At 65.1% G+C, this 26,179-nt stretch carries 20 protein-coding genes and 1 tRNA gene; 5 read left to right on the top strand and 16 right to left on the bottom strand.

Going from position 1 to position 26,179, the window contains the following annotated elements:
- Positions 1–127: 127 nt before the first annotated feature.
- The 3 genes from IT350_13480 to IT350_13470 form a co-directional block, all read right to left on the bottom strand.
- Positions 128–1,168 (bottom strand): serine/threonine protein kinase, encoded by a 1,041-nt coding sequence (locus IT350_13480; GenBank protein ID MCC6159054.1) that lies wholly within the window; start codon positions 1,166–1,168, stop codon positions 128–130.
- A gap of 151 nt (positions 1,169–1,319) precedes the next feature.
- Positions 1,320–1,703, bottom strand: a complete 384-nt coding sequence (locus IT350_13475; GenBank protein MCC6159053.1) for a PIN domain-containing protein — start codon at positions 1,701–1,703, stop codon at positions 1,320–1,322.
- The gene (locus IT350_13470; protein MCC6159052.1) at positions 1,691–1,915 is read right to left on the bottom strand and encodes a type II toxin-antitoxin system Phd/YefM family antitoxin; all 225 of its coding nucleotides are present in this window, start codon (positions 1,913–1,915) and stop codon (positions 1,691–1,693) included. The genes IT350_13475 and IT350_13470 overlap by 13 nt, the downstream gene beginning before the upstream one ends.
- Positions 1,916–2,290: 375 nt before the next feature.
- On the opposite strand from IT350_13470, the gene IT350_13465 reads away from it, so the two are divergent.
- Positions 2,291–5,227, top strand: a complete 2,937-nt coding sequence (locus tag IT350_13465; GenBank protein ID MCC6159051.1) for a hypothetical protein — start codon at positions 2,291–2,293, stop codon at positions 5,225–5,227.
- Positions 5,228–5,299: 72 nt separating this feature from the next.
- Here the strand turns inward: IT350_13465 and IT350_13460 are convergent, their stop codons facing one another.
- Positions 5,300–6,190 carry an NmrA family NAD(P)-binding protein gene (locus tag IT350_13460; GenBank protein ID MCC6159050.1) on the bottom strand — a complete coding sequence of 297 codons (891 nt, stop codon included), beginning with the start codon at positions 6,188–6,190 and terminating at the stop codon, positions 5,300–5,302.
- A gap of 172 nt (positions 6,191–6,362) precedes the next feature.
- On the opposite strand from IT350_13460, the gene IT350_13455 reads away from it, so the two are divergent.
- On the top strand, positions 6,363–6,815 hold the full coding sequence (locus IT350_13455; GenBank protein ID MCC6159049.1) for a GNAT family N-acetyltransferase: 453 nt from the start codon (positions 6,363–6,365) through the stop codon (positions 6,813–6,815).
- Here the strand turns inward: IT350_13455 and IT350_13450 are convergent.
- From IT350_13450 to IT350_13395, 12 genes are all read right to left on the bottom strand, one after another.
- Positions 6,800–7,735: a calcium/sodium antiporter gene (locus IT350_13450; protein MCC6159048.1), complete on the bottom strand. Its 936-nt coding sequence runs from the start codon at positions 7,733–7,735 to the stop codon at positions 6,800–6,802. The two genes, IT350_13455 and IT350_13450, sit on opposite strands and share 16 nt — an antisense overlap.
- Before the next feature lie 70 nt (positions 7,736–7,805).
- Entirely contained in the window at positions 7,806–8,849 is a 1,044-nt protein-coding gene (locus tag IT350_13445) for a site-2 protease family protein (GenBank protein ID MCC6159047.1), read from the bottom strand.
- Between the two features lie 119 nt (positions 8,850–8,968).
- Complete coding sequence (locus IT350_13440) at positions 8,969–9,550, bottom strand: GNAT family N-acetyltransferase (GenBank protein MCC6159046.1); 582 nt, start codon at positions 9,548–9,550, stop codon at positions 8,969–8,971.
- A 21-nt stretch (positions 9,551–9,571) separates the two neighbouring features.
- Positions 9,572–11,785 (bottom strand): DUF4388 domain-containing protein, encoded by a 2,214-nt coding sequence (locus IT350_13435; protein MCC6159045.1) that lies wholly within the window; start codon positions 11,783–11,785, stop codon positions 9,572–9,574.
- On the bottom strand, positions 11,782–13,842 hold the full coding sequence (locus IT350_13430) for a response regulator (protein ID MCC6159044.1): 2,061 nt from the start codon (positions 13,840–13,842) through the stop codon (positions 11,782–11,784). The genes IT350_13435 and IT350_13430 overlap by 4 nt, the downstream gene beginning before the upstream one ends.
- Before the next feature lie 2 nt (positions 13,843–13,844).
- Positions 13,845–16,193 carry a response regulator gene (locus IT350_13425; GenBank protein ID MCC6159043.1) on the bottom strand — a complete coding sequence of 783 codons (2,349 nt, stop codon included), beginning with the start codon at positions 16,191–16,193 and terminating at the stop codon, positions 13,845–13,847.
- Positions 16,194–16,276: 83 nt separating this feature from the next.
- Positions 16,277–17,224 carry a hypothetical protein gene (locus tag IT350_13420; GenBank protein MCC6159042.1) on the bottom strand — a complete coding sequence of 316 codons (948 nt, stop codon included), beginning with the start codon at positions 17,222–17,224 and terminating at the stop codon, positions 16,277–16,279.
- Positions 17,221–17,784, bottom strand: coding sequence for a D-sedoheptulose 7-phosphate isomerase (locus IT350_13415; protein MCC6159041.1), 564 nt, complete (start codon positions 17,782–17,784; stop codon positions 17,221–17,223). Before IT350_13415 ends, IT350_13420 begins: the two co-directional genes overlap by 4 nt.
- A 137-nt stretch (positions 17,785–17,921) precedes the next feature.
- Entirely contained in the window at positions 17,922–18,704 is a 783-nt protein-coding gene (locus tag IT350_13410) for a hypothetical protein (protein MCC6159040.1), read from the bottom strand.
- Between the two features lie 117 nt (positions 18,705–18,821).
- Positions 18,822–19,829, bottom strand: coding sequence for a transketolase family protein (locus IT350_13405; protein ID MCC6159039.1), 1,008 nt, complete (start codon positions 19,827–19,829; stop codon positions 18,822–18,824).
- Between the two features lie 11 nt (positions 19,830–19,840).
- Positions 19,841–20,701: a transketolase gene (locus IT350_13400; GenBank protein ID MCC6159038.1), complete on the bottom strand. Its 861-nt coding sequence runs from the start codon at positions 20,699–20,701 to the stop codon at positions 19,841–19,843.
- 98 nt (positions 20,702–20,799) lie between these two features.
- Positions 20,800–20,872, bottom strand: a tRNA-Lys gene (locus IT350_13395).
- 203 nt (positions 20,873–21,075) lie between these two features.
- On the opposite strand from IT350_13395, the gene IT350_13390 reads away from it, so the two are divergent.
- The 3 genes from IT350_13390 (at position 21,076) to IT350_13380 (ending at position 26,144) form a co-directional block, all read left to right on the top strand.
- Positions 21,076–23,349, top strand: coding sequence for an endonuclease/exonuclease/phosphatase family protein (locus IT350_13390; GenBank protein MCC6159037.1), 2,274 nt, complete (start codon positions 21,076–21,078; stop codon positions 23,347–23,349).
- 2 nt (positions 23,350–23,351) lie between these two features.
- Positions 23,352–25,268, top strand: coding sequence for a glycoside hydrolase family 3 C-terminal domain-containing protein (locus IT350_13385; protein ID MCC6159036.1), 1,917 nt, complete (start codon positions 23,352–23,354; stop codon positions 25,266–25,268).
- 69 nt (positions 25,269–25,337) lie between these two features.
- Entirely contained in the window at positions 25,338–26,144 is an 807-nt protein-coding gene (locus IT350_13380) for a hypothetical protein (protein MCC6159035.1), read from the top strand.
- Positions 26,145–26,179 lie beyond the last annotated feature (35 nt).

Below are 26,179 nucleotides of genomic sequence, written 5' to 3'. Positions count from 1 at the left end.
TGTCCGATGACGCCGCTCAACCGCGCAACATACTCATCCCAACGACCGCCGGCGACACGCTTGGAATCAGCCATACCCCCAGCATGACGCGATCAAAACAGGAAGTCAAGTTTATGACACAGTAGTATTAGTCGGGATCGCGACGCATCCATCCTTTAAATGTTTCCGTACTGTCGAGCCTGAATGATTGAACATGGCCGCAGGTATCGCAAACGAAGATCAACCACTTAGAGTTTCCGACAGATGTAAATCCAATATTACGAACATGTGAACCGTGCGCGCCTGCTGCCGGGGCTGTCGGATCATCTTTCATGTGATATATTCCGACTTCACAGTATTTACATCTTTGCGGTGGGTCAACGCGTATCGGCCTGCCGTCCTTGGTAATTCTTATGAGTAGCTTTTCGACTTCGCCGTGCACAATGTCTGCATTTGCAAGTCTCACAGTCGGATTTCTATTGATCAATTTGCCAAGAAGTTCATTAATTAGATAGAAGTCAGGGACGTCTCTGGACAAAAATTTCGTTAAATCGCGATTTTCTTCAAGAAAGTCCTCTCGAGTCAAGTGTCTCCCCGCCATCATCCAGTAGAGAATTTTGCCCAGTGAGTAAACGTCGGAAGCTGGCGATATCGCATCCGTTCTTCCGGCCTCGAACTCCGGAGCAATGTACTGCCTTGATCCTACAGCTTCTTCTGTAATTGTGATACGCTCTCCATTGTCAATATAGCATAATCCAAAGTCTCCGACGACCGGTGTCCGCCCGTCATTCGCAATAAAAATGTTCTCTGGCTTCAGATCTCGATGTACGAAACCGTTTTCATGTACATACGCAACTCCGAGGTAAAATTTTCTGAACATCTCCAATATTTCTGTCAAATGAATGTCATTTTCTGGCAGAAACTCCTCCATCGAGCCGTTCTCATAATATTCGAATACTATGTATGGAGAATCTGCGTCAATATTGAAATCGACCAACTTGACAATGTTCGGATGGTTCAACGCACGCGCAGCTTCGACTTCATCTTCGAATCGGCCGATTCTACTCTTATTTCGGAGTTTCTTTAATACAAAGAGTTTTTCGTCATCGTTTTTGGTCACGAGAAAAATTTGGCCTTGGCCACCCTCGCCTATTGCGTTTTTAACTTTCCAGTCTCCGAAACCCGCCATTTCGCCCTCCCTTCATCTTGAGACGATATCAGAATGAACAATTTAGAATATATCTCTACCCCATCGATGTCAAGTTGCTCGATCGTGATGTCGGATAGTACGTGGCCAAGATTCAACCAGGCGTAAGGGGTGAGGGGTCTCGCGGAAACGCCTAACGCCAGATCGCGCGGGGATAATGCGCGAGAATCGTCTCGTCACTCGTGACGAGTCGTTTCCGTTCGACGGCGGCGTTCGCGACAATGAGCCGATCGAACGGATCTCGCGTCCACGACTGATCGACCGCCGCGAGCGCGACCTGCGCGAACGGCGCGTCGGAAACGCGAAGCCCCACGCGTTCGACCAGTTCGGCCAAGACCTCTTGGACCGGAGCTTTAGCGCGACCGATCTCGTAGAGGAATTGCAGTTCCACGACCGCCATCGGCGAGAGCACGAGGTCCGAACGGTCGAGCGTTTTCCACACCGGTTTCAGGCGCCGCCGGTCGCCTGCAAACAGCCACATCGCGACGTGCGTGTCGAGGTGGACTACGGCTTCCATTCGCTCGACCAGTCCATGTGGATCAGTTCGTCCGGGTTGCCGACGATGTAGTCGGGCCGGGAGACGAGCCGATCCATCTTCCCCGGCGTCGATGCCGGAACGATTTTCACGATCGTCCCGTTGCGGGCGATTTCGACCGTCTCGCCGTTTTTCGCGACCCGATCGAGGATGCGGTAAAGATCAGCTCGAAGCTGCGTGGCGGTGATGGGCATGGCGTCCTCCTAGGATACGTACGTCTTATACGTACGTATCACGATCGAAGCGCGTTGTCACGGCGATGGCCGATGGTCCGTCAGAGCCGCGACCGTCAGGGAGCGGGCTGATTCACTCGCCGCAAACGATCGGCAGCTCAACGAAACAGGTTGGAGCCGGTTGCGTTGGGGCAGGTGATGCTCGCGGATACGATACCAACCCGCTCCCTTACGGTGGCGGCTCTGTCATCGCAGGCCGCGCTCCGTCATCGCAGACCGCGCATGGCCTGCTCGATTTCCCTTGCCCGCGCGCGGCGGTCGTGACACAACACGGCCGTTGGGGAGGTTCGCGCCATCGAGTCCCACGTCCTCAAGGCCCGCCGATTCCATGATCTCATGCCCTACCGGGTGCGCGAGATCCTGCTCGTCTCATCGCCTTACGACGCCTTCATCCTCGAAGAAGACGGCCACCTGACCGAGCAGATCTTCACGGAGTACAAGGCCCTGTCGCTAACCGCGTCGCCGCGCTTCACCTACGCGCCCACGGGTGAAGAGGCGATCCGGCTGATGGAGGACCGGCGCTTCGACCTGATCCTCACGATGACCAGCGTGCGCGACATGGACTTCAACGCCTTCGGGCGGCGCGTGAAGGACCTGCGCCCGGGGCGCCCCGTCGCCCTGCTCGTCATCGACTCCGCGGATTTGGAGAATCTGCGCGCGACGATCGACGAGGACGCCATTGACGGCGTCTTCTTCTGGAACGGTGACGCGAAGATCCTGCTCGCGATCATCAAGGACATCGAGGACCGACAGAATGTCGATTTCGACATCGCCCACGGCGGCGTGCGCGTGATCCTGCTGCTCGAGGATTCGCCGCGCTTCTATTCTTCGTACCTCGCGATGCTCTACACCGAGCTGATGGCGCAGTCGCGCTCGCTCTGGGCCGAGGGCGTGAACCAGCATCACCGGCTGATGTGCATGAAGGCGCGGCCGAAGATCCTGCACGCCGACACCTACGAAAAGGGCGTCGCGCTCCTGCGCCGCTACGAGCGCCACATGCTCGCCGTCATCACCGACGCGCGGCTGCCCCGCGCGGGCGCGGACGACAACGACGCGGGGATCGACTTCGCGCGACTCGTGCGCGCGCACGACGCGGAGCTGCCGATCCTGATCCAGTCGGCGCAGCACGAGAACGCCGCGCGCGCGGCCCAACTGGGCGCGCTCTTTCTCGACAAGTCCACGCCCAACCTGCTCGCGGGCATCCGGCGTTTTCTCGCCGAGCACCTGGGTTTCGGCGACTTCGTCTTTCGCATGCCCGACGGCGGTGAGGTCGATCGCGCACGCGATCTTCGCGAGTTGGAGGAGAAGCTCCACACCGTACCGTCGGAATCGCTCTTCTACCACGCCACGCGCAACCACTTTTCCGTCTGGCTCATGGCGCGCGGCGAATTCGAGCGTGCCGAACGCATACGCCCGCGCCGCGTGAGCGACTACCCCACCGTGGACGACGTGCGCCGGTTTCTCATCGACGTGCTGCGCGACGAACAGGAGCGGCTGCAACGCGGGATGGTCGCCGACTTCGACCCCGCGCATCCGGATGGCGCGTCGTTCGCGCGGCTATGCGACGGCGGCCTCGGCGGCAAGGCGCGCGGCATCGCCTTTCTCAACATGCTGCTCGCGCAGGGCGAGAGCCGCCCGCCGCTGCCCATGCCCGTGCGCGTGCCGCCCTCGCTCGTTATCGCCACCGAGGACTTCGACGCGTTCATGGACGCGAACAACCTGCGCGATTTCGTTTACGACGCGACCGACGACCGTGAGATCGCCCTGCGGTTCGTCCACGCATGGCTGCCCGACGAACTGCGCCGCAAGCTCATGCACGTCGCCGCGCGCGTCGACGCGCCGCTGGCGGTGCGTTCGTCGAGCCTGATGGAGGATTCGATCCAGCAGCCTTTCGCGGGCATCTATCGCACGCACATGATTCCGAACAACGACCCGTCGCCCGACGAGCGCCACCGGCAACTGTGCGCGGCGGTGAAGCTGGTGTACGCGTCCACGTTCTTTCGCAACGCGCGCTCTTACCTCGACAACACGGGTTACCGCGTCGAGGAGGAGAAGATGGCGGTCATCATCGAGCGCGTCGTGGGGCGGCGGCGCGGCACGCGGTTCTACCCGTCGTTTTCGGGAGTCGCGCAGTCGTACAACTTCTATCCCGTCGGTCCGCAACAGCCCGAGGACGGCATCGTGCATGTCGCGCTCGGGCTTGGGCGGCTGATCGTGGACGGCGGCCTCGCGCTGCGTTTCTCGCCCGTGCATCCGCGTGTGCTGCCGCAGTTTTCGACGCCGGAATCTGTACTGGCGAACACGCAGCGCGGGTTTTTCGCGATCGACCTGACTCGCCGGTGGGAGGGCACGGGCGACGAGGCCGACGCTTGCGTCACGCACTTCGATCTCGCGACGGCCGAAGCCGATGGCGCGCTCGACGCGTCGGGCAGTGTTTTTTCACGCGACGACCGGCGTATCCGCGACGACCTGTCGCTGCCCGGTCCGCGCGTGGTGACCTTCAACAACATCCTCCAACACGGCGCGATTCCCCTTGCCGAGACGGTGCGCGATCTGCTGCGCATGGCCCAGGCCGGTTTCGGCGGTCCGGTCGAAATGGAGTTCGCGTGCGAAATGGGGGACTGGGGGAGCGACCCGTCGCGCGGGCAAGCGCGCGAAGCGCCGACGCTCTACGTGCTTCAGGTGCGCCCGCTGACCGCGCGGCGAAAGACGATTTCGACGGTGGACGTGAATTCGATCCCGCCGGCATCGTGCCTCGCCCGGTCGAACCGCGCGCTCGGCGATGGGGGGCATGACGGCCTCCGCGACGTGGTGTACGTCGATCCCGCGACGTGGGACGCGGCGCGCAACCGCGCCATCGCCGCCGAGGTGGGCGAGATCAACGCGGCGCTCGCGCGCGAGAAGCGCCCATATATCCTCATCGGGCCGGGGCGGTGGGGCAGCGCCGACGAGTGGCTAGGCATTCCCGTGCAGTGGGCGCAGATCGCGGGGGTGCGCGTGATGATCGAGGCGTCGCCCGCGGGCTACGATGTCGATCCGTCGCAGGGCACGCACTTCTTTCAGAACATCACGGCGTTGCGGATCGGCTATCTGACGATCCCGCCCGGCGCCGATCGCGCTCATGCGCGTGAAGGACAGTTCCTCGATTGGGACCTGCTCGCCGCCGCGCCGGAAGTCACCCGCACCGCGCACCTGCGTCACGTGCGTTTCGCGCGGCCGCTGGACGTGGTGCTCGACGGCCGGCTTGGTCTCGGTGCGGTACGGATGACGTAAATTCGGGGACATCGGCGACCGCATCGCGCCGATGCCCCGAACCCGGAAATTCGCTCGGGCGCTTGGGCGGACTCAGCCCATGTTGTCGATCGCAGGCTTGAGGATGTCGGACGCGAACTGCTCGAGCGTCGTCGCGGTGGCGGTCTGCGGCCCCAGCGGCTGCTCACAGCTCAGCACGCCCGAGTCGATGCCCCGATACAGCTCGACGTACAGATTCGAAATGTCCTCCGGCAGTCCCATGCCCTTCATGGACTCGATCGCCTGCTCGGCGGTGACGGGGACGAATTTCACCTCGCGGCCGAGCGTGATTCCGAGCGTACCCGCGATCTCGCCCCAGCTCAGATGACGCGGGCCGTGCAGTTCGCGGACGTTGCGACCCGACCAGTCGAGGTTGCCCAGGATGTCGGCGGCGATTTCGCCGATGTCACGCGTGGCGATCACGGGGAAGGTGACGGTGGGTGAGATGGGTCCGAAGATCGCGCCGGCGGTCTTGATCGTGGCGAGGTTGCCGAACAGGTTTTCCATGAAGAAACCGGGACGCAGGTGGATGATGTTCTTCGACACCGCGTCGAGTTTTTTCTCGATGTCGGAAAGGCCGTTGACGGGGCCGGCGGAGTGCCCCAGGTGCGCGCCGAAGCTGGACAGGTGCACGACGTGAGGGATCGCGTTCGTCGCGATCGCCTTGGCCGCGATGTCGCCGAGCCGGTTCTGATAAGCGCGGAAGTCGGTCGCGGCGAAATTGGGCGGCGTGAGCCAGAACAGCGCCTTCGCGCCGCGCGTGGCGTTCACGATGAACGTTTCGTCGGTCAGGTCGCCGACGGCGAGCTTCGCGCCGCGATCGGCGAAGTGTTTGGCCTTCTCGGCGTTGCGCACGATCAGGGTGATGTCCGCCCCGGCTCGCAGCAGCCGGTCGGCGAGGACGGAACCGATATTGCCGGTGGCTCCCGTAATGGCGATGGTCATGGGGCTCTCCTTCGGGCGATGGGGAATCGTGCGCGACGCGGTCTGCGCGTCCGGACGATTCACGATGATGGAAACGGTGCGTTGCAGGGGTATCATCGCCGAGTTGCAACGGATCGCGTATGAGAAATGTCACGATCCCACGCGGGAAGATCGGAGCAGTTCGATGACGAACATGTCACAGGAAGAGTGGGCGATGCGCATCGTCGAGACCGACGAAGAGATCCGCGCGTGCGCGCGCGTGCTGCGCGAGCTTCGCGATCGTCTGGACGAGGACGAGATCGCGTGCCGCGCGGCGGCGCAGATGGCGGAAGGTTATCGGCTGGCCTACGTGGAGGCGGCCGGCGTGGTCGCCGCCGTGGCCGGATTTCGCGTTGCGAACAATCTCGCGTGGGGACGGCACCTGTACGTGGACGATCTGGTCACCTCGGCGGCTTGCCGCTCACGCGGACTCGGCGGGGCGCTGCTGCGAGCACTGGCGGATTACGCGCGCTCGAACGGGTACGGCGAACTTCATCTCGATTCGGGCGTGCACCGCGACCGCGCGCACCGGTTCTACTTTTCGCAGGGGCTCTGCGTGAAGAGCTTTCACTTTTCGATGGATCTGGACTCTCAGACGAACAGATAAATGCAGTAGGCCGCGTAAGCCGCAACGGACATCGCCCCGGCGGCTCGCCCGACACGCGGAAACGCGAACGCGAAAACCGTGAAGACGGCGGCGAATCCGAGCATGACCGCAGCGTCGAGGGTCGTGCCCGGCGTGCGCGGCGAGGCGATGGGCTGGATGAGCGCGGTAGGACCGAGGATCGCCAGGACGTTGGCGATGTTTGAACCGACGACGTTGCCGACGGCGATCGCCGCATTGCCGCGTAACGCGGCCGCGATCGACGTCGCCATCTCGGGCAGGCTCGTGCCGACCGCGACGAGGGTCAGGCCGATGACGCGCTCGGAGACGCCAAACTCGCGTGCGATCGTCGTCGCGCCGTCCACCAGCAGTTTCGACCCGACGACCAGGGCGACGAGTCCCCCGAGGATCATCAGAATGTATCCGAATCGCGTGTGGAAGAATCCCGAGGCGTGATCGGGTTCGGGGCTTTCGGCCTCGGGGTGCGGGCGTTTGACCATCCACCACATATAGATCACGGCGGCGGCGACGAGCAGAGTTCCGTCGATCCTGCCGATCCTCCCGTCGAACCCCATCGCGGGTACGGCAATCATCGCCGCGATCATCACGGGAAAATAAGGACGCATGGCCGCCGAGATCGCGACCGGTGCGATGAGCGCGGCGACGCCCATGATGAGCCCGATATTGGCGATGTTGGAGCCGACGATGTTGCCGAGCGCGATGTCGGAACTGCCCGAGACGGCCGCCGCGATGGAGACGGAGAGCTCGGGCGCGCTGGTCCCCATGGCCACGATCGTCAGACCGACGACGAGCGGGCTGATGCCGAGCGCCATGGCGAGGCGGCTCGCGCCGCGCACGAGAATGTCCGCGCCCCCCGCAAGCGCGACGAGCCCGACGGCCATGAAGAGAAAAGCCAGGGTCATGCAAATTCCCTTTCGGAGAATGCAGTTGCGGCGCGCGGCGCGTCGCCGGTGGTGTTCGAAATGGCGTCGATCATCCCCGCGCCTGCACCTCGGCGAGGCGCTCGGGGGTGAGCAGGCCGACGACCCGCATGCGGTCGACGACGGGCAGCACGATGCGGTCGAAGGGGATGCGCAGCGGCAGCAGATGGTCGAGCGTTTCATGGGGCGCGATCGTTGGGATTTCGCGGTCCATGATCGTGAACACGGGATCCTCGCGCCGCCCGTCGAGCACCGCCTGCACGAGATCCCACCGCGTGACGAGGCCGACGAGCGAACCGCCCTCGGTCACGGGGAAGTCGCGCTGTTCCGACTGCTGCGCGAAATCGGCGAGCGAGCCGATGCTCGTCATGCGGCCCGCCGTCGCCACCGGTCGGAGCATCGCCTGCCACGCGGCCACCGAACGCAGTCGCCCGACGACGTGTTCCGAGCGCCATTCCTGCTCGGCGGTGAGGAAGACGAACACGGCGATGACCGCGAGCCACGGCCGGCCGAGCGCAAGTCCCCCCACGGCGAGTGCGATCGCGAACGCCTGTCCCACGCGCGCGGCGATGTACGTGGCCTTGGGCTTCAGGCTGGTCATCGCCAGCACGCCGCGCAGGATGCGTCCGCCGTCCATCGGCAGCGCGGGCAGCAGGTTGAACAGGCCGAGCATGAGGTTGATCTCGGCGGCGTACCAAAGGATCTGCTCGGCGCGCGTCTTGGGATCGAGGTCGGGGATGAGGAGAAACGCGGGCACGGCGATGAGCCCGGCGAGCGCGAAGCTGACGGCGGGGCCCGCCGCGGCGATCACGACCTGGCGCCCGGGCTGCTCTGGGATGCGTTCGAGCCGCGCGATGCCGCCCAGCGGCCAGAGCGTGATGTCGCGCACGACGATGCCGTAGGCCCGCGCCGCGAGGGAGTGGCCCAGCTCGTGCAGCACCACGCTCGCGAAGACGACGAGCAGGATCAGCAGCGCCGCGGGATCGGGTTTGCCGCCCTCGCCGGTGAAGAGGACGACGCCGAGCAGGATCAGGAACGTCGCGTGGACCCGCACCGGGATTCCGAAAGGACGTCCAATTTCCCACGACCAACGCATCGAGCCCGCTCCCCGCGCCGCGCGTCGCGACGCTTCACGCAAAAGATAACACGGAATCGGGCCATGTCACGAATGACGGCGGTCAGGGCGCGTTCGACCGTGTCGGGACATGAAAAGCGTCAGGAAAGCGCGAGACGTACGACGGGGCGGGAGGGCGACAGGCGCTGGACCTCGCGAAAGCCCCGCGTGTCGAAGAGCGTTTCGGGGCCCATGAACGCGAAGACCGCGGGCACCGTCGCACCGGGTTTCGACACGACGGGGTAGGCTTCGAGCCACGGTGCGCCGGCGCGCCTGGCGGCGGCGATCGCCGCGTCGAGCAATCCGCCCGCGACGCCTCGGCCGCGCCGATCCTTTGCGATGAAAAAGCAGTTGACGCACCAACCCGCCGCGCCGTCGTCCCGCCGGTAAGCCTTGACGGTTTCGAGACGGGGAAACGACGGTCGTGGACCGAAGGAGCACCAGCCGACGGGGACGTCGCCCTCGAAGGCGAGGATGCCGCGCACGCGGCCCGACTCGACAAGTTCGCGGAACGTCGCTTTCGCCGGGGCGCCTTTGGTGGCCTCCCGCAATTTGCCGCCGCGTTCGACGCGCCACCACATGCACCAGCAACCGCCGCACGCGCCGCGTGGACCGAAGAGGGCTTCGATGTCGGGCCAGTCCCTCGGCGTCAGTTCGCGGAACGTGAAGGGCGATTCGGCCACGTCGTCCTCCTGCGTGTGAACCTAACGAACCTTCACGGCCTCGAACTCCGATTCGAAGTCGAGCAGGCCGAGCTGGTAGAGCGCGTGCACGAGCGAAAGCACCCGTTCGCGGCCGATCGGCGTGATGCGGATAATCTGGTCGAGCGTGCGCTTGCCGTTGAATGAACTGAGGAGCTGCGCCTCGCGGGCGTCGATGAGGTTCTTGCGCACGCGGCTTTGTGCCGCGGGCGCCATTTTCGGCGTTTGCAGCAGGTGTTGCTTCAGGTCGGATTCCACGGCCTCGCGATTCATGCGCGACCGAAACGCCGCAATGATGACCCGCAACACGTCGACGCCCGTTCCGGCGTCATCCGCCGAGTCGGCGCCCGGTTCGAACCGGATGTCCTCGACGTCGAGCGCCTCGGACAGCATCTGCAATCGCGCGTCCACCTGCGCGACGAGGGCTTCGTAGAGCTGGTGCGGACCGATCGCGCCGCGCTTGAGGAAGGTCTCGCCGAGTGGACGGCCGGACATTTTCGATTCCTCAAGGGCGGCGTCGCGCTGGTCGGCGGTGATCAGGTTTCGCTCGACGAGCAGGTTCCCGAGATTCCAGTGATCGAGCCGCTCCGACGTGATGCGCACGGGATTGCCGCGGCGCATTTCGATGCGGTGCGTGTCGCGGCGGGAACCGACGACGACGGTGCCCGTCGCCGCCATGCCGTTGAGCCGGTACAGCAGACGCATGAGCCGGTCCTCGCCTTCGCCCTCGAGTTCGACGATCGAGCGACCGGGGTCGGGCGGCGCGACGGCCAGCTCGTCGGCCTCGGCCACCGCGCGGCTCATGACCGGTTCGTCGATCTGGAAAAACGCCGGCCCCTCGTCGACGAAACGGATGAACCCGAACAGGAAGAGCAGATACACGATCTGGAAGGTGCGCACGAACGAGAGTTCCGCGAGGCTGATGATCTCGCCGAGGGTCCGCTCGCCGTTGACGAGGTCGAGCAGCTCCCATTCCTTGCGCGTGAGCTGCAACGCGCCTCGCCGAACCGTGGACGTGTCGTTCTTCGCCACCACGCGGCGCTTGTTGTTGTACACGCGCTCCTCGAGCTGCGTGAGCGTGTAATAGTTCTTCACGCCCGCGAGCAGGATGGACAGGATGCTGTCCTCGAGTTGGCCCGTGTCGCGCAGGGTCGGCGTGCCCTCTTCGACGACATAGGTGCCCTCGCGGTGGCGGAACGCGCTCATGAGTTTTTGCCGCGCCTGAAAATGCAGCGTGGCGAGCAGTTCGTGGCTCGTCACCGCGCCCATCTCGACGAGCACCTCGCCGATGCGCCGCCCCTGAAAATCCGCCGTCCGCTTTGCCGTGTCGAACTGCTCGGTGGTGATTCGTTCCTGTTCGATCAGGATTCGGCCGAGCGCCTGGTCGGCGATGAAGTTGGTGTCGATCGCGACCGGAACGCCGTTGCGCAGCGTGATGCGTCGTTCCTCGTCGGCGCACTTGAGCTTGAGCACGCCCGTTGAGCGGCTCTGATACAGGTAGAGCAGCAACTCGGGCAACAGCACATCGTGCAGATTTCCGGAGAGCGGCAGCGACAGCATGCGTCGCGCGGGTCTCCGTGCAGCGGGTCGGGGTGTCGGCGCGGCGTCGGATTCACGACGCCCCTCCATGTCGCGCGGAACCGGGCGCGTACGTCGCGGTTCGAATTCCGGCTCGATCGCCCTGCGTTGTTCGGGCTTTCGCCGTTCGGGCTCTGTGTCGCGAACGGGCGTGGGCGCCGCCGGCTCCGAGGACTTGCGCGGAGCGGCGGTCTGCGCACTCGCCTTCTGTGCGCCGGCGGACGTTTTCGGGGGAGTCGTGATCTCCTCGGCGCCGCCCTCGGCGACTTTGGCGACGACGTCCGGGATCAGCGTCACCTCGAAGGGCTGTTCGATATAGAAGTCGGCCCGATAACGCGTTTTCGCTTCGGACACGAACCGAGCCGTGCGTGGGAACGAACTGACGAGGATGATCTTGATCTTGGAGTAAGGCGTGTAGTCCTTGATTTTCTTGCAAAGCTCAAGACCGTTTCGGTCGGGAAGAAGGGCCGCGAGAAGAAGCACGTCGGGAGGGATGCGTTGCTCCTCCAGCGCTTCCAGAAGTTCCGCGCCGGAGCGAAACTTGCGGACGGTCATGCCGCGCGCGGCGATCTGCCCCATGGCGAGCGAGGCGAAACTCTCGTCGTGCTCGGCGATGAAGACCGTCAGGTTCTCGCTCATTTCTTTCTCCCGAACAGACCGCCGGACGATTTCTTCGCGTCCTCGCCCTCGCGCGCCTTCGCCTCGACCTGCTGCCCCAGATAATGCGCCTGCCGCTTCGCTTCTTCGTGGTTCGGCGCGAGTTCCAGCACCTTGCGATAAATTTTGTACGCCGTCGCGTCGTCGCCCCGGTGACGCAGCATCTCGGCGAGCCACATGCGGTGGTTCACGTTTTCGGCGTCCATGCGGATCGCCTGGGAAAGCCGGTTGGTCGCGTCCTCCCACATCTCGTCCTGGTTGGCGAGCATCCGAAACAGCGCATACCCGGTACGCGCATGGTACTCGGCGACATCCGGATCCAGCGTCGACGCGCGGTCGAAGCACTCGACGGCGTAGGGATAGCGCTTGCGTTCCATCGCCACGAGGCCCTTTTGAAACGCCACCTCGGCGTCCATCTTCTTTTTACGGGCCATCGCCTGCGGATCGTTTTCGTCCACGACCATGGTCCGCGCGGTCTTGCGCTTGTAACGGCGGCGGGCTTCGGGGTCCTGAAGCGTGGTCCGGGCCTCATTCAGTTTGTTCAGGATCGCCCGCGCGCGGCGCACCAGTTGCGCGGGAGCGTCGAACCCGAGCAGATCGGGGTTGAACTCCTCGCGCTTTTTTCGGAACGCCTCATCAATCTGCGTGTCCTTCGCATCGGGTTCGACACCGAGCAATTCGAAGTAGGTCATTTCCTCGAGCCGCGCCGCGACCCGGTTGACGCGGGTCTCGAATTCCTTTTCGTCCACCGTGACGCTGCGTGGGGCGGCGGTGGGCACCAGTTTCGTCGCCGTTGTCGGTGCATCGGCAAGACCCGCGGCGCCGACGGAGACGATCGCGTAAAAAGTTCGCAGAAACGCGGTCATCGGCATGGACGTGCGCGCGGACATCTTCGCCAGGCTCGATTGGCCGTCGAGTCCCGCGAGCAGGGCGCGCTGCGCGTCGTCCAGAAGCTCTGCGGCATTCGTGAAGGCGCCGGACGGGGTGGTCGCCAGCGGAACGGCATTGCGGTCGCGCGCGAAGAGCTTTTCGAGCGCTTCGATCGGCGCGAATCGCCCGTAACCCATGAGAAAGATTTCCGCGGGCGAGGCTTCGAAGGTGGCGGCGTTTTCGGGGTAGTGAGCCTTGTCGTCGAAACGGTATCGCCCGTCCGGCCACGCGAACAATTGGGCGAGCTTGAGCGCGGTCTGGCGGCAAAGCTGCGCGGTCAGTTCCTCCGGGCCGATGAGACCGCGTTCCACCACGAGGTTTCCGACCTTGCGCCCGGTTTCGGCGCTCGCGGCCATGACGTCGCGGTAAGCGTCTTCGGAGATGAGGCCGCTTTCGAGGAGCATGCGCCCGAGGGATTCTTCCCGAATATTCGATTGCACGAAGACCGGCGATCCGTCCATGAAGAACGCCTGCTTCGCGCCGGGCTCGCCCTCGACCTGCAACGCGCCCGTGAACCGGGACTCGATGATCCATGCCAGCAGATCGGGCAGCGTTTCGGACGTGAAGTTTCCGGTGCGCTCGAACGAACGCGCAGTGCGTGCGCGCGGCTCCACGGACACCGGCTCCGGTTTCGCCGTCGGCGTCTCGACATGATCGTCGGGAATCGACGCCGGGGTCGTTGCGGATGGCGATCTGCGTGGGTCATCCTTCGGCGCCGGCGCAACCTCGCTGATTCCGATCAGGTCGATCACGGCCTTGGTCAGGACGCCGACCTCGAACGGCTTTTGCAAAAACCGGTCGGCCTTGTTCTTGCGCATGGCCGTGTCCATCATCGTGCGGCTCTGCATCAGCTTCGACGTGACGATGACCTTGGCCCAGTCGGGAGCCTGTTCCTTGATGAGCTTGCAGACCGACAGGCCGCCCATGCCCGGGATGAGAATCTCGATGATGACAAGATCGGGCTGATACTGTTTGAAGGCGCGCAGCGCTTCGTCGCTCGTTCCCGCCTCGTACGTCTCGTATCCCATCGACGTCAGGATGCCCACGAGCTGCCGTCGCTCGGATTCGGTGTTTTCGACGACGAGAACGTTTTTGGGGCGCTGCGCCAACTCTAGCCCCCTTCGACTTCCCGCAGGGCTTTCGCCGCGGCCTCGTTATCGGGGTTGAGCTGCAGCGCGCGCTCGAACAGGCTCTTCGCCCGCACGGCGTCGCGCGCGTGCCGGGCGATCATGCCCTGGTAATAGATCGCCATGTCGAGACCGGGGTTCATCCCGACCGCGCGGTCGAGCGACTCGCGCGCGGTCGCGACGGCCACGTCGTCGTGCGGCGCGGCCCAGAAGGTCGCCCACCCGAAGCTCGCGTGATATTCGGCCTCGTTCGGCGCGACGCGCAGCGCCTCGGCGAACGCCCGCGCCGCTTCGGCGAAGTCTCCGTCGCGCAGGGCGTCCTCGCCCTCCTGGAACGCGAGTTCGGCCTTGAGCAGATTGCCCATGTCGAAGGTCACGGCCTCGGACTCGGCAACCCCGTCGTCGCCCTCGAAGATGTTGACCTCGCGCTCGTCGTCCGCGGAAGGCTTCGACAGCTCGGCGTCGATTTCCCAGAGCGCCGATTCGAGGTCCTCGTCGAACGAGGCCGCCGCAGCAGCAGGGCCTTCCTTTGCAGCGCGATCCTCGACGCCCGTGGGCGGCTTCGTTTCCGGAGCCTCGGCAAGGAACGCCTCGAATTCGTCCGACGTCGCCGGTTTGCGGAACTCGTCGTCGGTGATGGTCGTGAACATCGCCTCGAGATCCTCGGCCGCTGGCGCTTCGGTACGGGCGGATGGCGTCCGGGCGTCGAAGACGCTGCGCGTGATCGAGGCGTCGTATTCCCGTCGTCGATCCGGCGTGAGCAGCACCTCGTAGGCTTCGGTCAGCGCGTCGAAGAGCTCGTCCGCCATGCGGCGGGTCGCCTCGTCCGCCGCTCCGTACGACCGATGGTCGCGATAGCGCTGCGAAAGCCGGAAATAAGCCGCCTTGACCGCATCGGTGGTCGCGTCCTTGCGCAGGCCGAATCGCTCGTAGTGCGTCTGCCGGTCGAGCGCGGCATGAGCCCGTTCGACCTCGGTCGCATACTTGCGCCGCCGCGTGTCTTCCTCGCGCATCTCGGTGCGTCGATCGCGGCGGTCCTTTTCGAACGCCTTCTGCGTTTCGGCGGTGCGTGTGCCGAACTCGGGATCGCCGCGAAAGCGAATCGCCTCGACAAGGATCAGGACGTAGAGAACCTGGAAAGTCTCGGTGAGCGACAGGTTGCTGCGCGCGACGATCTGCCCGACCGACCGTTTGCCGTTGATGAGCGTGGTGAACTTCACCTCCGACGGCAGCAGCCCGGCGGCGGCGGCGTGGGCGTGCCCGTCGGCCTTTGCGAGCAGACGGCGGTTCTTGTAATCGTTGAAAAAACCTTCGAGACGCGTGAGCGGATAGAACCGGCGCACGCCCTGGTAGATCAGGCGCAGCGGTTCGATCTGGACGGCGATGTTCTGGTCGAGGTCGAACCGGCCGGGTCGGAACCGGTACTGGCCGTAGTCCCACGAAAAGACCGAGAGCACCTTGTCGAAGACGTGCTCCTGCAGGCCGCGATACAGGTCGTGAGGCGTGATCGCGCCCATGCCCAGCAGCACCTCGCCGTGCCCCTTGCCCGAGTCGATCATCTTCTCCAGCGACGCGTTGTACTGCGCGACGTTGATAAAGTGCCGCGCGACGAGATAGCGGCCGAGGCTGTCGTTGCTCTGGTTGCTCGTCACGAAGACCGGCATGCCGTCGCGGAAATAGATGACCTTGCTGACTTTCTCGCGATCGACGCGCAGCGCGCCGGTGCGTTTGTACTTGAAGAGCGTGAAGAGCAGCTTGGGGAAGGGCGTCTCGGCGAGGGAGCCCTCGACGAAACCGCGCCGGCTTGTCTCGTCGGCGGGCCGGACCTGCTCGCGCACCGCCGGCGGCGGGACGATTTCGCGCGGCGTGTCGGCGCCGGCCCGCGCGAGCGTCGGCGCCGGTTCCGCGGGTTCGGCGAACACGTCCATCACCGATTGTTCCAGCGCCTCTTCGCCCGACATCTCGCCCAGCAACTCGTCGATCAGCCGTTCGATTTCGGAGACGTTGACGGGCTTGTCGGTATAGGCGTCGACGCCGTATTTCGTGCGCTGTTCATACTGCTGCTTGAACTGCTTGTAGACGCTCGACATGAGGATGACGCGCACATCGTTGCCGGTCGCGCCGTTTTTGATCGCCTGCGTGACCTTGAGGCCGGTCATGCCCGGCAGCAGGGCGTCGAGGATCATCAGGTGGGGCCGGATCTGATCGTACTGGGCGACCACGTCGCGGCCGTTCTTCAGCCACGTGACCTTGAGCCCTTTCGCCGTGAGCAGATCGCTCAGGACCTCGAACTCGGCGTAATTGCTTTCTCCGACCAGAACGCGTTTGGTCATGGTATGGCGAAGGCCCCCGGCCTCTCCCATTCCCCCGTCGGCAACCGCCGTTTACGTGAAATCCCCAAGAGAATCACGAGATTCTATGTCCGATTTTCCCATTTTTCCACTACCGCCGCGGCCAGCAACGGAAACAGGATTTCGTGGTGCCCGGTCAGGTGACAGCCCCATCCGCCGGAAGCGGTCGGCCGCGTCACGACATTGGTGATCGGGCGGTAGTGGCGGATGAAATCCATGTTGACCGTCGTGATGCGCGACACTGCCGCGCCGGTGTTGCGCGCCGCGGATACGGCCTTCAGAAAAACCTCCGGCATCACGACCGCGGACCCGAGATTCAGGTAAACGCCCCCGTCCAGCTTTTCGACGAGCGCGATGAACCGCGCGAAATCCCGCCCCGCCAGCGCGCCGAGCTTCGCAAAATCGAGTTCGGGCGCGAGGTGCGTGACGTCGGTGCCGATCGCCACGTGCGCCGTGACGGGCACGCCCCGCGTCACGCACGCCGCCGTCAGGCAGGTCGCCGCGTAAGGGGCGTTCAGGGCGACGAGCCCGCGCCCCACGGCTTCGGCGAGGCCCCATCCCGCCGCCGCACCGTCGTCGACGAAGCGGGCGAAATCGCGCCCGGTTTCGAGCGTGATGCCGAAGCTGCCGTCGGCGAGCGCCTCGGCCACGTCCTCGCTCGTGCGGCCCACCGTCGCGAGTTCGTAATCGTGCACGAGCACCGCGCCGTTGTACGACACCGAGGTGACGAGGCTGCGGTCGATGAGGTCGATGACGATGGGCGTGAGGCCGACCTTCACGACGTGCGCGCCCATGCCCAGCATGACGGACCGCCCCGCGCGGCGCGCATCGACGATCGCGGCGACTACCCGGCGCAGATCGCGCGCGGCGAGCTGGTCGGGCAGGGCATCGAACCAGTCGGCGAAGCTGCGCCCCGGCGCGTGCGGGCGGCCGAGCTGCTCGGCCTCGACAAGACTCTTTCGTTCCCCGATGGCCTTGCGGCGCAGCCGCGCGAAGTCGAATTCACCGGTCATCGCGCGCCCACCGCGGCCTGCTCGACGAGGCCACAGATCAGGTGCCCGAGCGTGATGTGCGCCTGCTGGATGATCGGCGTTTCATCGCTCGGGACGACGAAGCACATGTCGCACAGTGCCGCCATGCGTCCGCCGCCGCGCCCGGACAGACCGATGGTTTTCATGTCGATGTCGCGCGCGGCCTCGAATGCGGCGATGACGTTCGGGCTGTTGCCGCTGGTGGAGATGCCGACCGCGACATCGCCCGCGCGGCCCAGCGCGCGAAGTTGGCGCTCGAACACGCGCTCGAATCCGTAGTCGTTGGCGATGGCGGTGAGCGCCGAAGTGTCGGTGGTGAGGGCGATGGCGGCGATTGGCGCGCGCTCGCGCAGGTAGCGCCCGGTGAGTTCCGCCGCGAGATGCTGCGCGTCGGCCGCGCTGCCGCCGTTGCCGAAGAGCAGCACCTTGCCGCCCGACGTCAGCGATGCCACGACGAGATCCGCGACGCGCACGACGTCCGGCGCGCACGCGTCGAAAAAGGCGCGCGACACGTCGGCGCTTCGCGCGGCGAAACGGCGCACTTCGTCGGTCCGCGTGTCGTCCACGACCCCTCCCCATTCCGAGGCAAACCGGCAAGTTTTCGAAGGAAACGACGTGGCGGAAAAATACGGCGCGCCCCGCGGACCGTCAAGCGCGTACGACCAACGAGCTGCGATCTTCAGCGGAGCATCGTCTCGATGGTCTGCATGAACGTGCCGATGTCCTTGGAATATTCCATCGCGCCTTCCGTGCGGACGAAGCCCTTGGACACGGCCTCGACGAGCGGCGCCTGATTGGTGAGCACCATGAACGCGCCCGGGATGTCGGGGAAAATCATGTGGACGAAAGGCCGCCGACGCGTGTACGACCCGCGACCCGATTTGGTCTTTCCCGCCTTGACGCGCAGATACGCCGCGGGTCCGCCGTTCTCCACCGTCCACTGATACACGCGCTCGGGCTGCATCTGGGTCCAGTGGCGCATGTCCTCGTGGCCCGATTTGTTGAGCTGCGAGAGCGCGGCGGTGATCATGTACAGGACCATCTTGACCTTGAGGCCCTGCCAGTAAGGTGTCTTGGGGATGTTGTTGGGATCGAGGATCTTGAGCTCCAGCAGCAGCGGCAGCACGCGCAGCACGATGTCGAGCCGGTAGAGCGGCGTGATCTTCGGCAGGTACGCGCCGCCCATCTTGCCCGCGAAAAATCCGTTCAGTCCCTCGTGCGTCGCGAATTCGAAAACGAGCGTGGCGTCGCGGCGGTTGACGCCGAATTCCACGTCGAGCGCGCCGTCATAAAAGACGAGACGCGTGCCCAGCTCGTCGTCACCTTTCACGCAGAACTGCACCACGGCGTTCATCTTGTAATAGAGCTTGTCGAAAACCTGCGGGTGCTCGGTGCGCAGCACCTTGGCGAGCGGAAGTGCGCAGCGCAGGTACAGGGTCGATTTCAGTCGGTCGGCGTCCATGAATGGCTCCACTGTTTGCCGAATCTGGTCGTTGGTCTCCGAGGGTCCCTCACCCCCGGCCCTTCTCCCGCCAGGCGGGAGAGGGGGAGGCGAGCGAAGCGAGCCGGGGTGAGGGTCCTACACCTCGTCTTCCCAATCCTCGTCGGCCTCGAAGTCCGTCTTCATGACCTCGGCGATCGTCTCCTCGATGCCGTCGGCGTCGATCTTGTGCATGTGCTGCAAATCCTCGGGCGAGCCGTGCGGGCTGAAGCGGTCCTGCATGCCCAAACGGCGCAGCACGCACCCCTTGCCCGACTCGGCGATCACCTCGGCGACCGCGCTGCCCAAACCGCCCAGCACGTTGTGATCCTCGGCCGTGATGATGCGGCGCGTGTCCATCAGGGCGCGCACCACCGCGTCTTTGTCGAGCGGCTTGATGGTGTGCATGTCGAGCACGCGCACCGCGAGGCCCCGGGCCTTGGCGCGATCCGACGCGTCGCACGCCTCCAGCACCGAGGGACCGCACGCGATGACGGTGCAATCCGTGCCTTCGCGAAGCTGGATGGCTTTGCCGATCTCCCAGTCGAAATCGAGGTTCTTCCACAGCGGCGGCTCGAAGCTGCGGCCGATGCGCACGTAGCACGGTCCGTCGTGCGCGATGACCGCCGCGGTGGCCTTGGCCGTCTCGAATGCGTCGGCGGGAACGATCACCGTCATCCCCGCGATGGCGCGCATCACGGCCAGATCTTCGGTGCAGTGGTGCGTGGTGCCGGCCGGGCCGAAGCTCGTGCCCGAGTGCGTGGCGATGATTTTGACGTTGCGTTTGTTGTAACAGATGTCGGTGCGCACGTGTTCGGCGCAACGCAGCGCGGCGAACGCGGCGAAGGTGGAGACGACCGGGATCAAGCCCGATTCGGCCAAACCCGAGGCCCAGCCCATCATGTTCGTTTCCATGATGCCGAAGTTGAAAAACCGGTCGGCGTGTTTTTTCTGAAACGCGCCGATCTTGGTCGATCCGGCCAGATCCGCTGTGAGGGCGACGATTTTCGGGTTTTCCGATCCCAGGCGGGTGAGCACCTCGCCGTAGATCTCGCCCTGCGTCATGTGGTCTGCATCGTCGATGTTCCAGGTGAGTCCGATCGCCATGGTCGTCCCCCTCAACCTTTCCGCAGGGCCGCGAGGGCCTTGGCCGCGAGTTCGTTGTCGAGTCCGCCGTAGTGCCATTTGGGCTGATTTTCCATGAAATCGACGCCCTTGCCCTTGACCGTGTCGCAGATGATGCACGAGGGGCGCTCGGTTTCGGCGGCGGCGTTTTCGATCGCCTCGCAGATCTGGTTGAAATCGTGGCCGTCGATGCGCTGCACGTACCAGCCGAAGGCCTCGATCTTTTTGTCGATGGGCTCGACGTTCATGATTTGCGCGGTGAACCCGTCGATGGTGAGCTTGTTGAAATCGACGAATACCGTGGCGTTGGTGATCTTGAACTGGGCGCCCGACAGGAAGGCTTCCCACGTCGTGCCCTCGTGCAGTTCGCCGTCGGAGATGACAATGTAGGTGTGCCACTTCCGGTCGGTCAGTCGCGCGCCGTGTGCGAAACCCAGGCCGATGGCGAACCCATGGGCGAGCGATCCGGTGGACGCGTCCACGCCGGGGACTTTGTGGCGGTCCAGGTGCATGCCGAAGATCGACTCGGTCTTGTTGAATTTTTCGAGTTTCACTTCCTCGAAAAATCCCATATCGCCCAGCAGCGTGGCGTGGCCGATGCCGCCGTGGCCCTTGGACAGAACGAAGCGGTCGCGCTCCTCCCACTTGGGATTTTTTGGGTCGACCCGCATGTATTTGTGGTAGAGCGCGACGAGGATGTCCGTCTGCGAGAAGCTGCCGCCCAGATGGCCGCCGCCGCTCTTTTCCGTCACGTGGAGGATTTTTTCGCGAACGCGTTTCGCGATTCCGGTGAGCCGCTGCAATTCGGCCGCCGGCAGCCCGCCCGATTTGGCCTCGGCCTGTGTCGCCGCCATGAGGTCCCCCAAAACGATCAAAGGAAGGTGAGTCGCTTCCGGTGGACCCGGCGTCCGCCGGACTGTTCGTGTCGCGCTCGCGAGCGCGAATCGGTACGTGAGTCGTCCGGGGCTCGAACCCGGGACCTACGGATTAAAAGTCCGTTGCTCTACCAACTGAGCTAACGACCCCCAAGCCCCCAACGCCGCCCGTTTTCCTCGCGCGCGGGCGGGCTTCATCATGTGGAATTAGCCCCCGCTGTCAAGTTTTTCGACAGTTTTCGGAGTGTTGCCGCGTTGATCCTCGCCCGTGCGACGGACCGGATGGACGCGGGTCATTGGCCCTCGCCGCGTCTCTCGATGTTCCGCACGAAGCCTTGTGCTACGATCACGGCATGAAACACCTTTTTTCCGTCATTTTGGTGGTCCTTGCCCTCGCGTTTTGCGGATGTGGATCATCTGATGATTCCCCATCCGACGATGACGCGCTCGCGCCCGACGACGACACGGACGACGACACGGACGACGACGCGGACGACGATGCGGATGACGACACGTGGCCGCCGCTCCCCGACGACGACGCGGACGACGATCACCCCGTGCTCGTCGAGACGAAGCCGCTGCGCTGGGGGCGATACGTGTGTCCCGAGCCCGATCCGCCCGGCTCGCGCGTCGTCATGGGCAGTTACAACGTGTACGGCGGAAACTTCGCCACCGCCGATGAGATCGGCGCGGCGCTGGCGGACCACGGAACCTACGACCTGTTCGCCTTGCAGGAAGTGCCCGACGAGGCGTTCGCGCAGACGATCGCGGACGAGATGGGCATGGATCATCTCGAATACGACAACGGCATCGCGCTGATTTCTGCGACCGCGCTCGTCGATCCCGAGGTCATTTATTTCACGGGCAGCGGTCGCCATGTGGTGCGCGCGAACACCACCATCGACGGCGCGGAGGTGTCGGCCTACGCGATTCACATCAGTTGGGACGAGGAGGGCAACCGCCAGACGCGCGAATTGGTCGACACGATCCTGCCGGCGGACGACGCCGAACGCATCGTCGTCGCGGGCGACTGGAACGACGAGATGGGCTCGACGCAGATGCGCATCCTCGCCGAGACGATGGCCGAGTCTTGGGCGTCGATGGGCGTGCCGCCGTCGTCGCGGGTGACGTGGCCGTCGGTGTATTTTTACGGTACCGAGGGACGGCAGCTCATCGACAACGCGTACTTCAACAAAAGCTCCGGCGCTTGCGCGGTGCGTGGCGAGATTTTGAATCTCACGCCGCCGCTTTCCGATCACAAGCCCCAGTGGAGCGAGATCGCGTTCCCCGAAACGCCCGCGCCATCGGCTCCGGTTCTACTCGACGCGATGCAGGGCTTCGGCGACGAGGCGATCGCGCTGCTCTTTGACCGCCCCATGGCCGACGTGTCCGTGATTGTCGCGAACGGCGATGCCGAGATTTCGCCCGCGTCGTTCGACCTGCTCGGCGACGGCGACATCGTGAAGCTGAATTTCGCGGGGCCAATTCCCGCGCCCGCCGATCTGAACATTTACGTGACCGCCGCGACCGACGCCGAGGGGAACGCGCTCGCCGAACCCGCGTGGGTTCCCTTCGCGTTTCGCGAGGAGTTGCTCACGGACGGCGGCGCGGAAGAGGGCGGCGCCGGGTGGACGCTGGTCCGCTCCGTCGTGAATGAGGGTTGGTTTTGGGTGGAGCCCCTCGACGGCGAGCGCGTCTTTACCGGCGGCACGGGGTCGCTGAAGTCCAAGGCGATGCAGGGCGCGGATCTCGCGCGTTACGCCGCCGCGATCGACGAGGGCCGCGCGCGCATCGTGCTCTCGGGTGCGTCGCGCACGGGCACGCTCCTGCTCGGCGACCTGCCCTATAGCTGGCTGATCCCTTACGACGAGGCCGAGGCGGTGGTGGACCTGTTCGACGCGGGTGGCCGCCTGACCGGCCACGTCAGCGCCGGGCGTTTCGACGCACTCTACTGGCAGCCGTGGCGCGCGGTGGGAGAGATCCCGCCCGGCACGCGCTACGCGCGCGTTACGCTACGCAGCGTCGCGATGGGCCTGCTCGGCGCGGTCAACGTCGCGTCGTTCGACGCCGTGTCGCTCACCGTGGACGTGCGCGCCGAATCGTCGGGCGTCGTCTCGGCGAACCTGATCGACAACCCGCTCTTCGACGACGGCTTCGCGCGCTGGGTGGGCAGCGGCGGCGTGTCCGTGATGCGCGATCATTGGCTGCCGCTCTTCTTCCTGCCCGAGGCCGACGTGCCCTCGGCCACGGGCGACCACTTGCTCGCCGCGGCCATGCTCCCCGCGCTCGATCAATGGGCGACGCAGCAATTCCTGCTGCCGACCGCCCGGCAGGACGGCATCGACGCGGGCGCGCTGGCGATGCGTTTCGGCGCGTGGATGACCAGTTGGGACGGACGCAACGAGGCGACGCTGACGCTGCGTTTCCTCGACGAGTCGGGCGACGCGCTGGGCGAATCGTCGATCGGCCCGATCAACACGCCGGAGTGGTTCGCATACGAGGAAACGACCGACGTGCCGCCGGGTGCGCGCCGCGCCGAGATCGAATGGCGCGTCACGGCCGACGCGTTGGTGACCTACGGGTCGTTTCTCGATGCGCCGTACGCGGTTCTGATCGAGGCGGATTAGCGATGAACGACAGGACCATTGCCGCCTTGTGGCCACTGGCGCTTACCATCATTGCCGCTTGCGCGGGCGGCACGGGCGACGACGCGGATTCGACGGACTCGGACGTTCCCGAGGACGACGACTCGGACGATGACGAAGACACCGCGCCCGTTGACGACGCGCCGGACGACGACTCCGACGAGCCGGAGTTCTGCGTCGTGGACGAGGAGCGGATCGACGCGATCCTTGCCGCGTGGGACGTGCGTCGCAAGGTCGCGCAGATGTACTACGTGGGCGTCGACATGTTCCCGCTTTTCGAGAGCCCCGGCGCCATCGAAATGGTGCGCGATCTGGGCGTGGGAGCCGTGCACGCGAAGATTCTGCTGACGCTCGGCGCGTGGCCCGAGTGGACGGTCAACAACACGAACACGCTGCAAACCCTCGCGATGGCGAACGACCCTCCCGTGCCGCTCTTCATCGGCATCGACCAGGAGGGCGGTATTCCGCAGTCGCTGTCGTCGCTCTTCGGCGGCACCGACACGCCGGGCAATCTGGGCCTCGGCGCGACCTTTGATCCCGAAGCCACCGCCGCGTCGTACGGGATCATGGCCGAGCAGCTTCACGAACTCGGCATCAGCGTGAATCTCGCGCCCGTGCTCGACGTGATGACCGATCCCGCCGAGACGTCGATGTACACGCGCAGTTTCGGTGAGCGGCCCGACGAGGTCGCCGCGCACGCCCGCGCCGCCGTACGCGCGACGCGCCGCGAGCTGGTGATCCCCACGCCGAAGCACTTTCCGGGGCAGACCGCCGCGCCGGGCGACGAGCACACGTCGATGCCCGTGGCGGATCAGGACGAGGACACGCTGCGCGACGTCTATCTCGCGCCGTTCGCCGCCGCGATCGAGGCCGGCGCGGAGATGATCATGCCCACACACGCCCGTTTCACGGCGTGGGACCCCGACTATCCCGCGTCGATCAGCCACAAGATCCTGACGGGGATTCTTCGCGACGAACTGGGCTTCGAGGGCGTCATCATCACGGACGACGTAAACATGGTCGGCGTGACGGGCAACGACTGGGGCGAGATGCCGGACATCCTCGCGATTCAGGCCGGCGCGGACATGGTGATGGATATCTTCGAGGACTTCGAGCCGGTCGCGGCGGGCGCGTTTCGCGCGGCGCCGTACCCCGAGACGATCGCCGCGCAGATCGACGCGGTCGCCGCCGCGGTCGAGGACGGCCGCATCGACGCGGCGCGTATCGACGAATCGGTTTACCGCATCCTCGCGCTCAAGATGAAGTACTGCCTGTTCGAAAATCCGTTCCGCGAGGCCGAGGGCGCGAACGCGCGTGTGGACACGCCGGCGCAGCACGCGCTAGCCGCGTCGCTCCACGACCAAGCCGTGACGCTGGTTCGCGACGATGACGGCCTCGTGCCGCTCGACGCCCAATCGACGCGCGTTCACGTCATCGCGCCCGCGCTCGTGGTGTGGGAAGCCTACCCCACCGCTGGTTGGCCGAATCTGGCGGGAAAGACGCTGCTGGGCGCATTACGGGCGTATGATCCGACGATCGAGGGGGCGCTTTTCGGTTCGCCGACCTCGTCCATGGCTGCCGATGCGATCGTCGCGGGCGCGGCGGCGTCGGAAGCCGACGTGATCGTCGTCGCCACCTATAACGCTCGCGACGACGCCGAACAGGCGGGCATGGTGCAACGGATTCTCGACCTCGGGAGGCCGACGATCGTCGTGGCGCTCGCGATGCCCTACGACCTTTCCGCGTTTCCCGACGCGCCGACCTATCTCGCCGCGTACAGCAACCGCGATCTCGCGGTCGAATCCGTCGCGCGCGTGCTCTACGGCGTCGTGACTCCGACGGGCCGCCTGCCGGTCGGCATCCCCGGGCTCTACGAGGCGGGCGAGGCGTTCTTGCGCTGAGCCGACGATTTCGCTTGTGCAGCCCCCGCGCGCGCGGTACCATTTTCGCAACGGGAATCGAGGTGGTCCATGCCGGTGCGTGATGTGGTCGCAGTCGTGTGCGTGCTCCTGGTCGCGAGTTTCCTCGTCGGGTGCCCATCGCGCCCCGACACACCCGACTCCACGCAGGCCTGGGCCGACGTGCAGACGCAGCTCGACCGCGACATGCCGGGCCAGTCGATCAACCAGCTCAAGAGCTTTCTGATTTTGTGGAACAAGTACGAGGTCGGCACGCTGGCCGAAAAGGCGATCGCGGAGATCGAGGCGGACCTGGACGACACGGTCAACCGCGCCCTCGACCGCGCGCGCAACGGCGAGTTCCGCGCGGCGACAGCCACGCTCGAGGACGTCGCGTCGAACTTCGCGAACACGGCCGCCGGGAAGGCCGCGGCGAAGCAGCTCGAGTGGGAGCTGCCGATGATGCACGCGAAGTCGCTGTTGATGAAGCACCGGCAGGGCGCGGCGAAGAAGATCCTCGAACGGCTGCTCGCCGCGAATCCCAAGGGCGAGCGCGCGGCGGAAGTCAACGCATTGCTCAACAACATCTCGCTCGTGGATACGGCCGAGCGCCAGGCCGAGAGCGCGCGCATGCGGGCGGTCGCGGCGAAGATTCGCATGCACATGGCGGTTCAGATCGCGAACAACGACGCCGCGCCGCTCACCTTCGGCACGGCGGATCTGGCGAAGATCGACGAGGGCTCGGGCAGGCTGAGCGAGACGGTGACGGTCGAGTCCTACACCGCGAACGGCAAGGACTTTCGCGTCGTCGTGAAGTCGAAGACGGACGGCATCGAGCCGTGGGAGATCACGCCCGACGTCATGCGTCCCGTCGAGTAGCCGTCGGATGAAAAAACGGCCGGAGCGCGTCGCCC

Source organism: Deltaproteobacteria bacterium (assembly GCA_020845895.1).
Classification (GTDB): domain Bacteria; phylum Lernaellota; class Lernaellaia; order JACKCT01; family JACKCT01; genus JADLEX01.
This window is presented reverse-complemented; position numbering and strand designations above follow the sequence as displayed.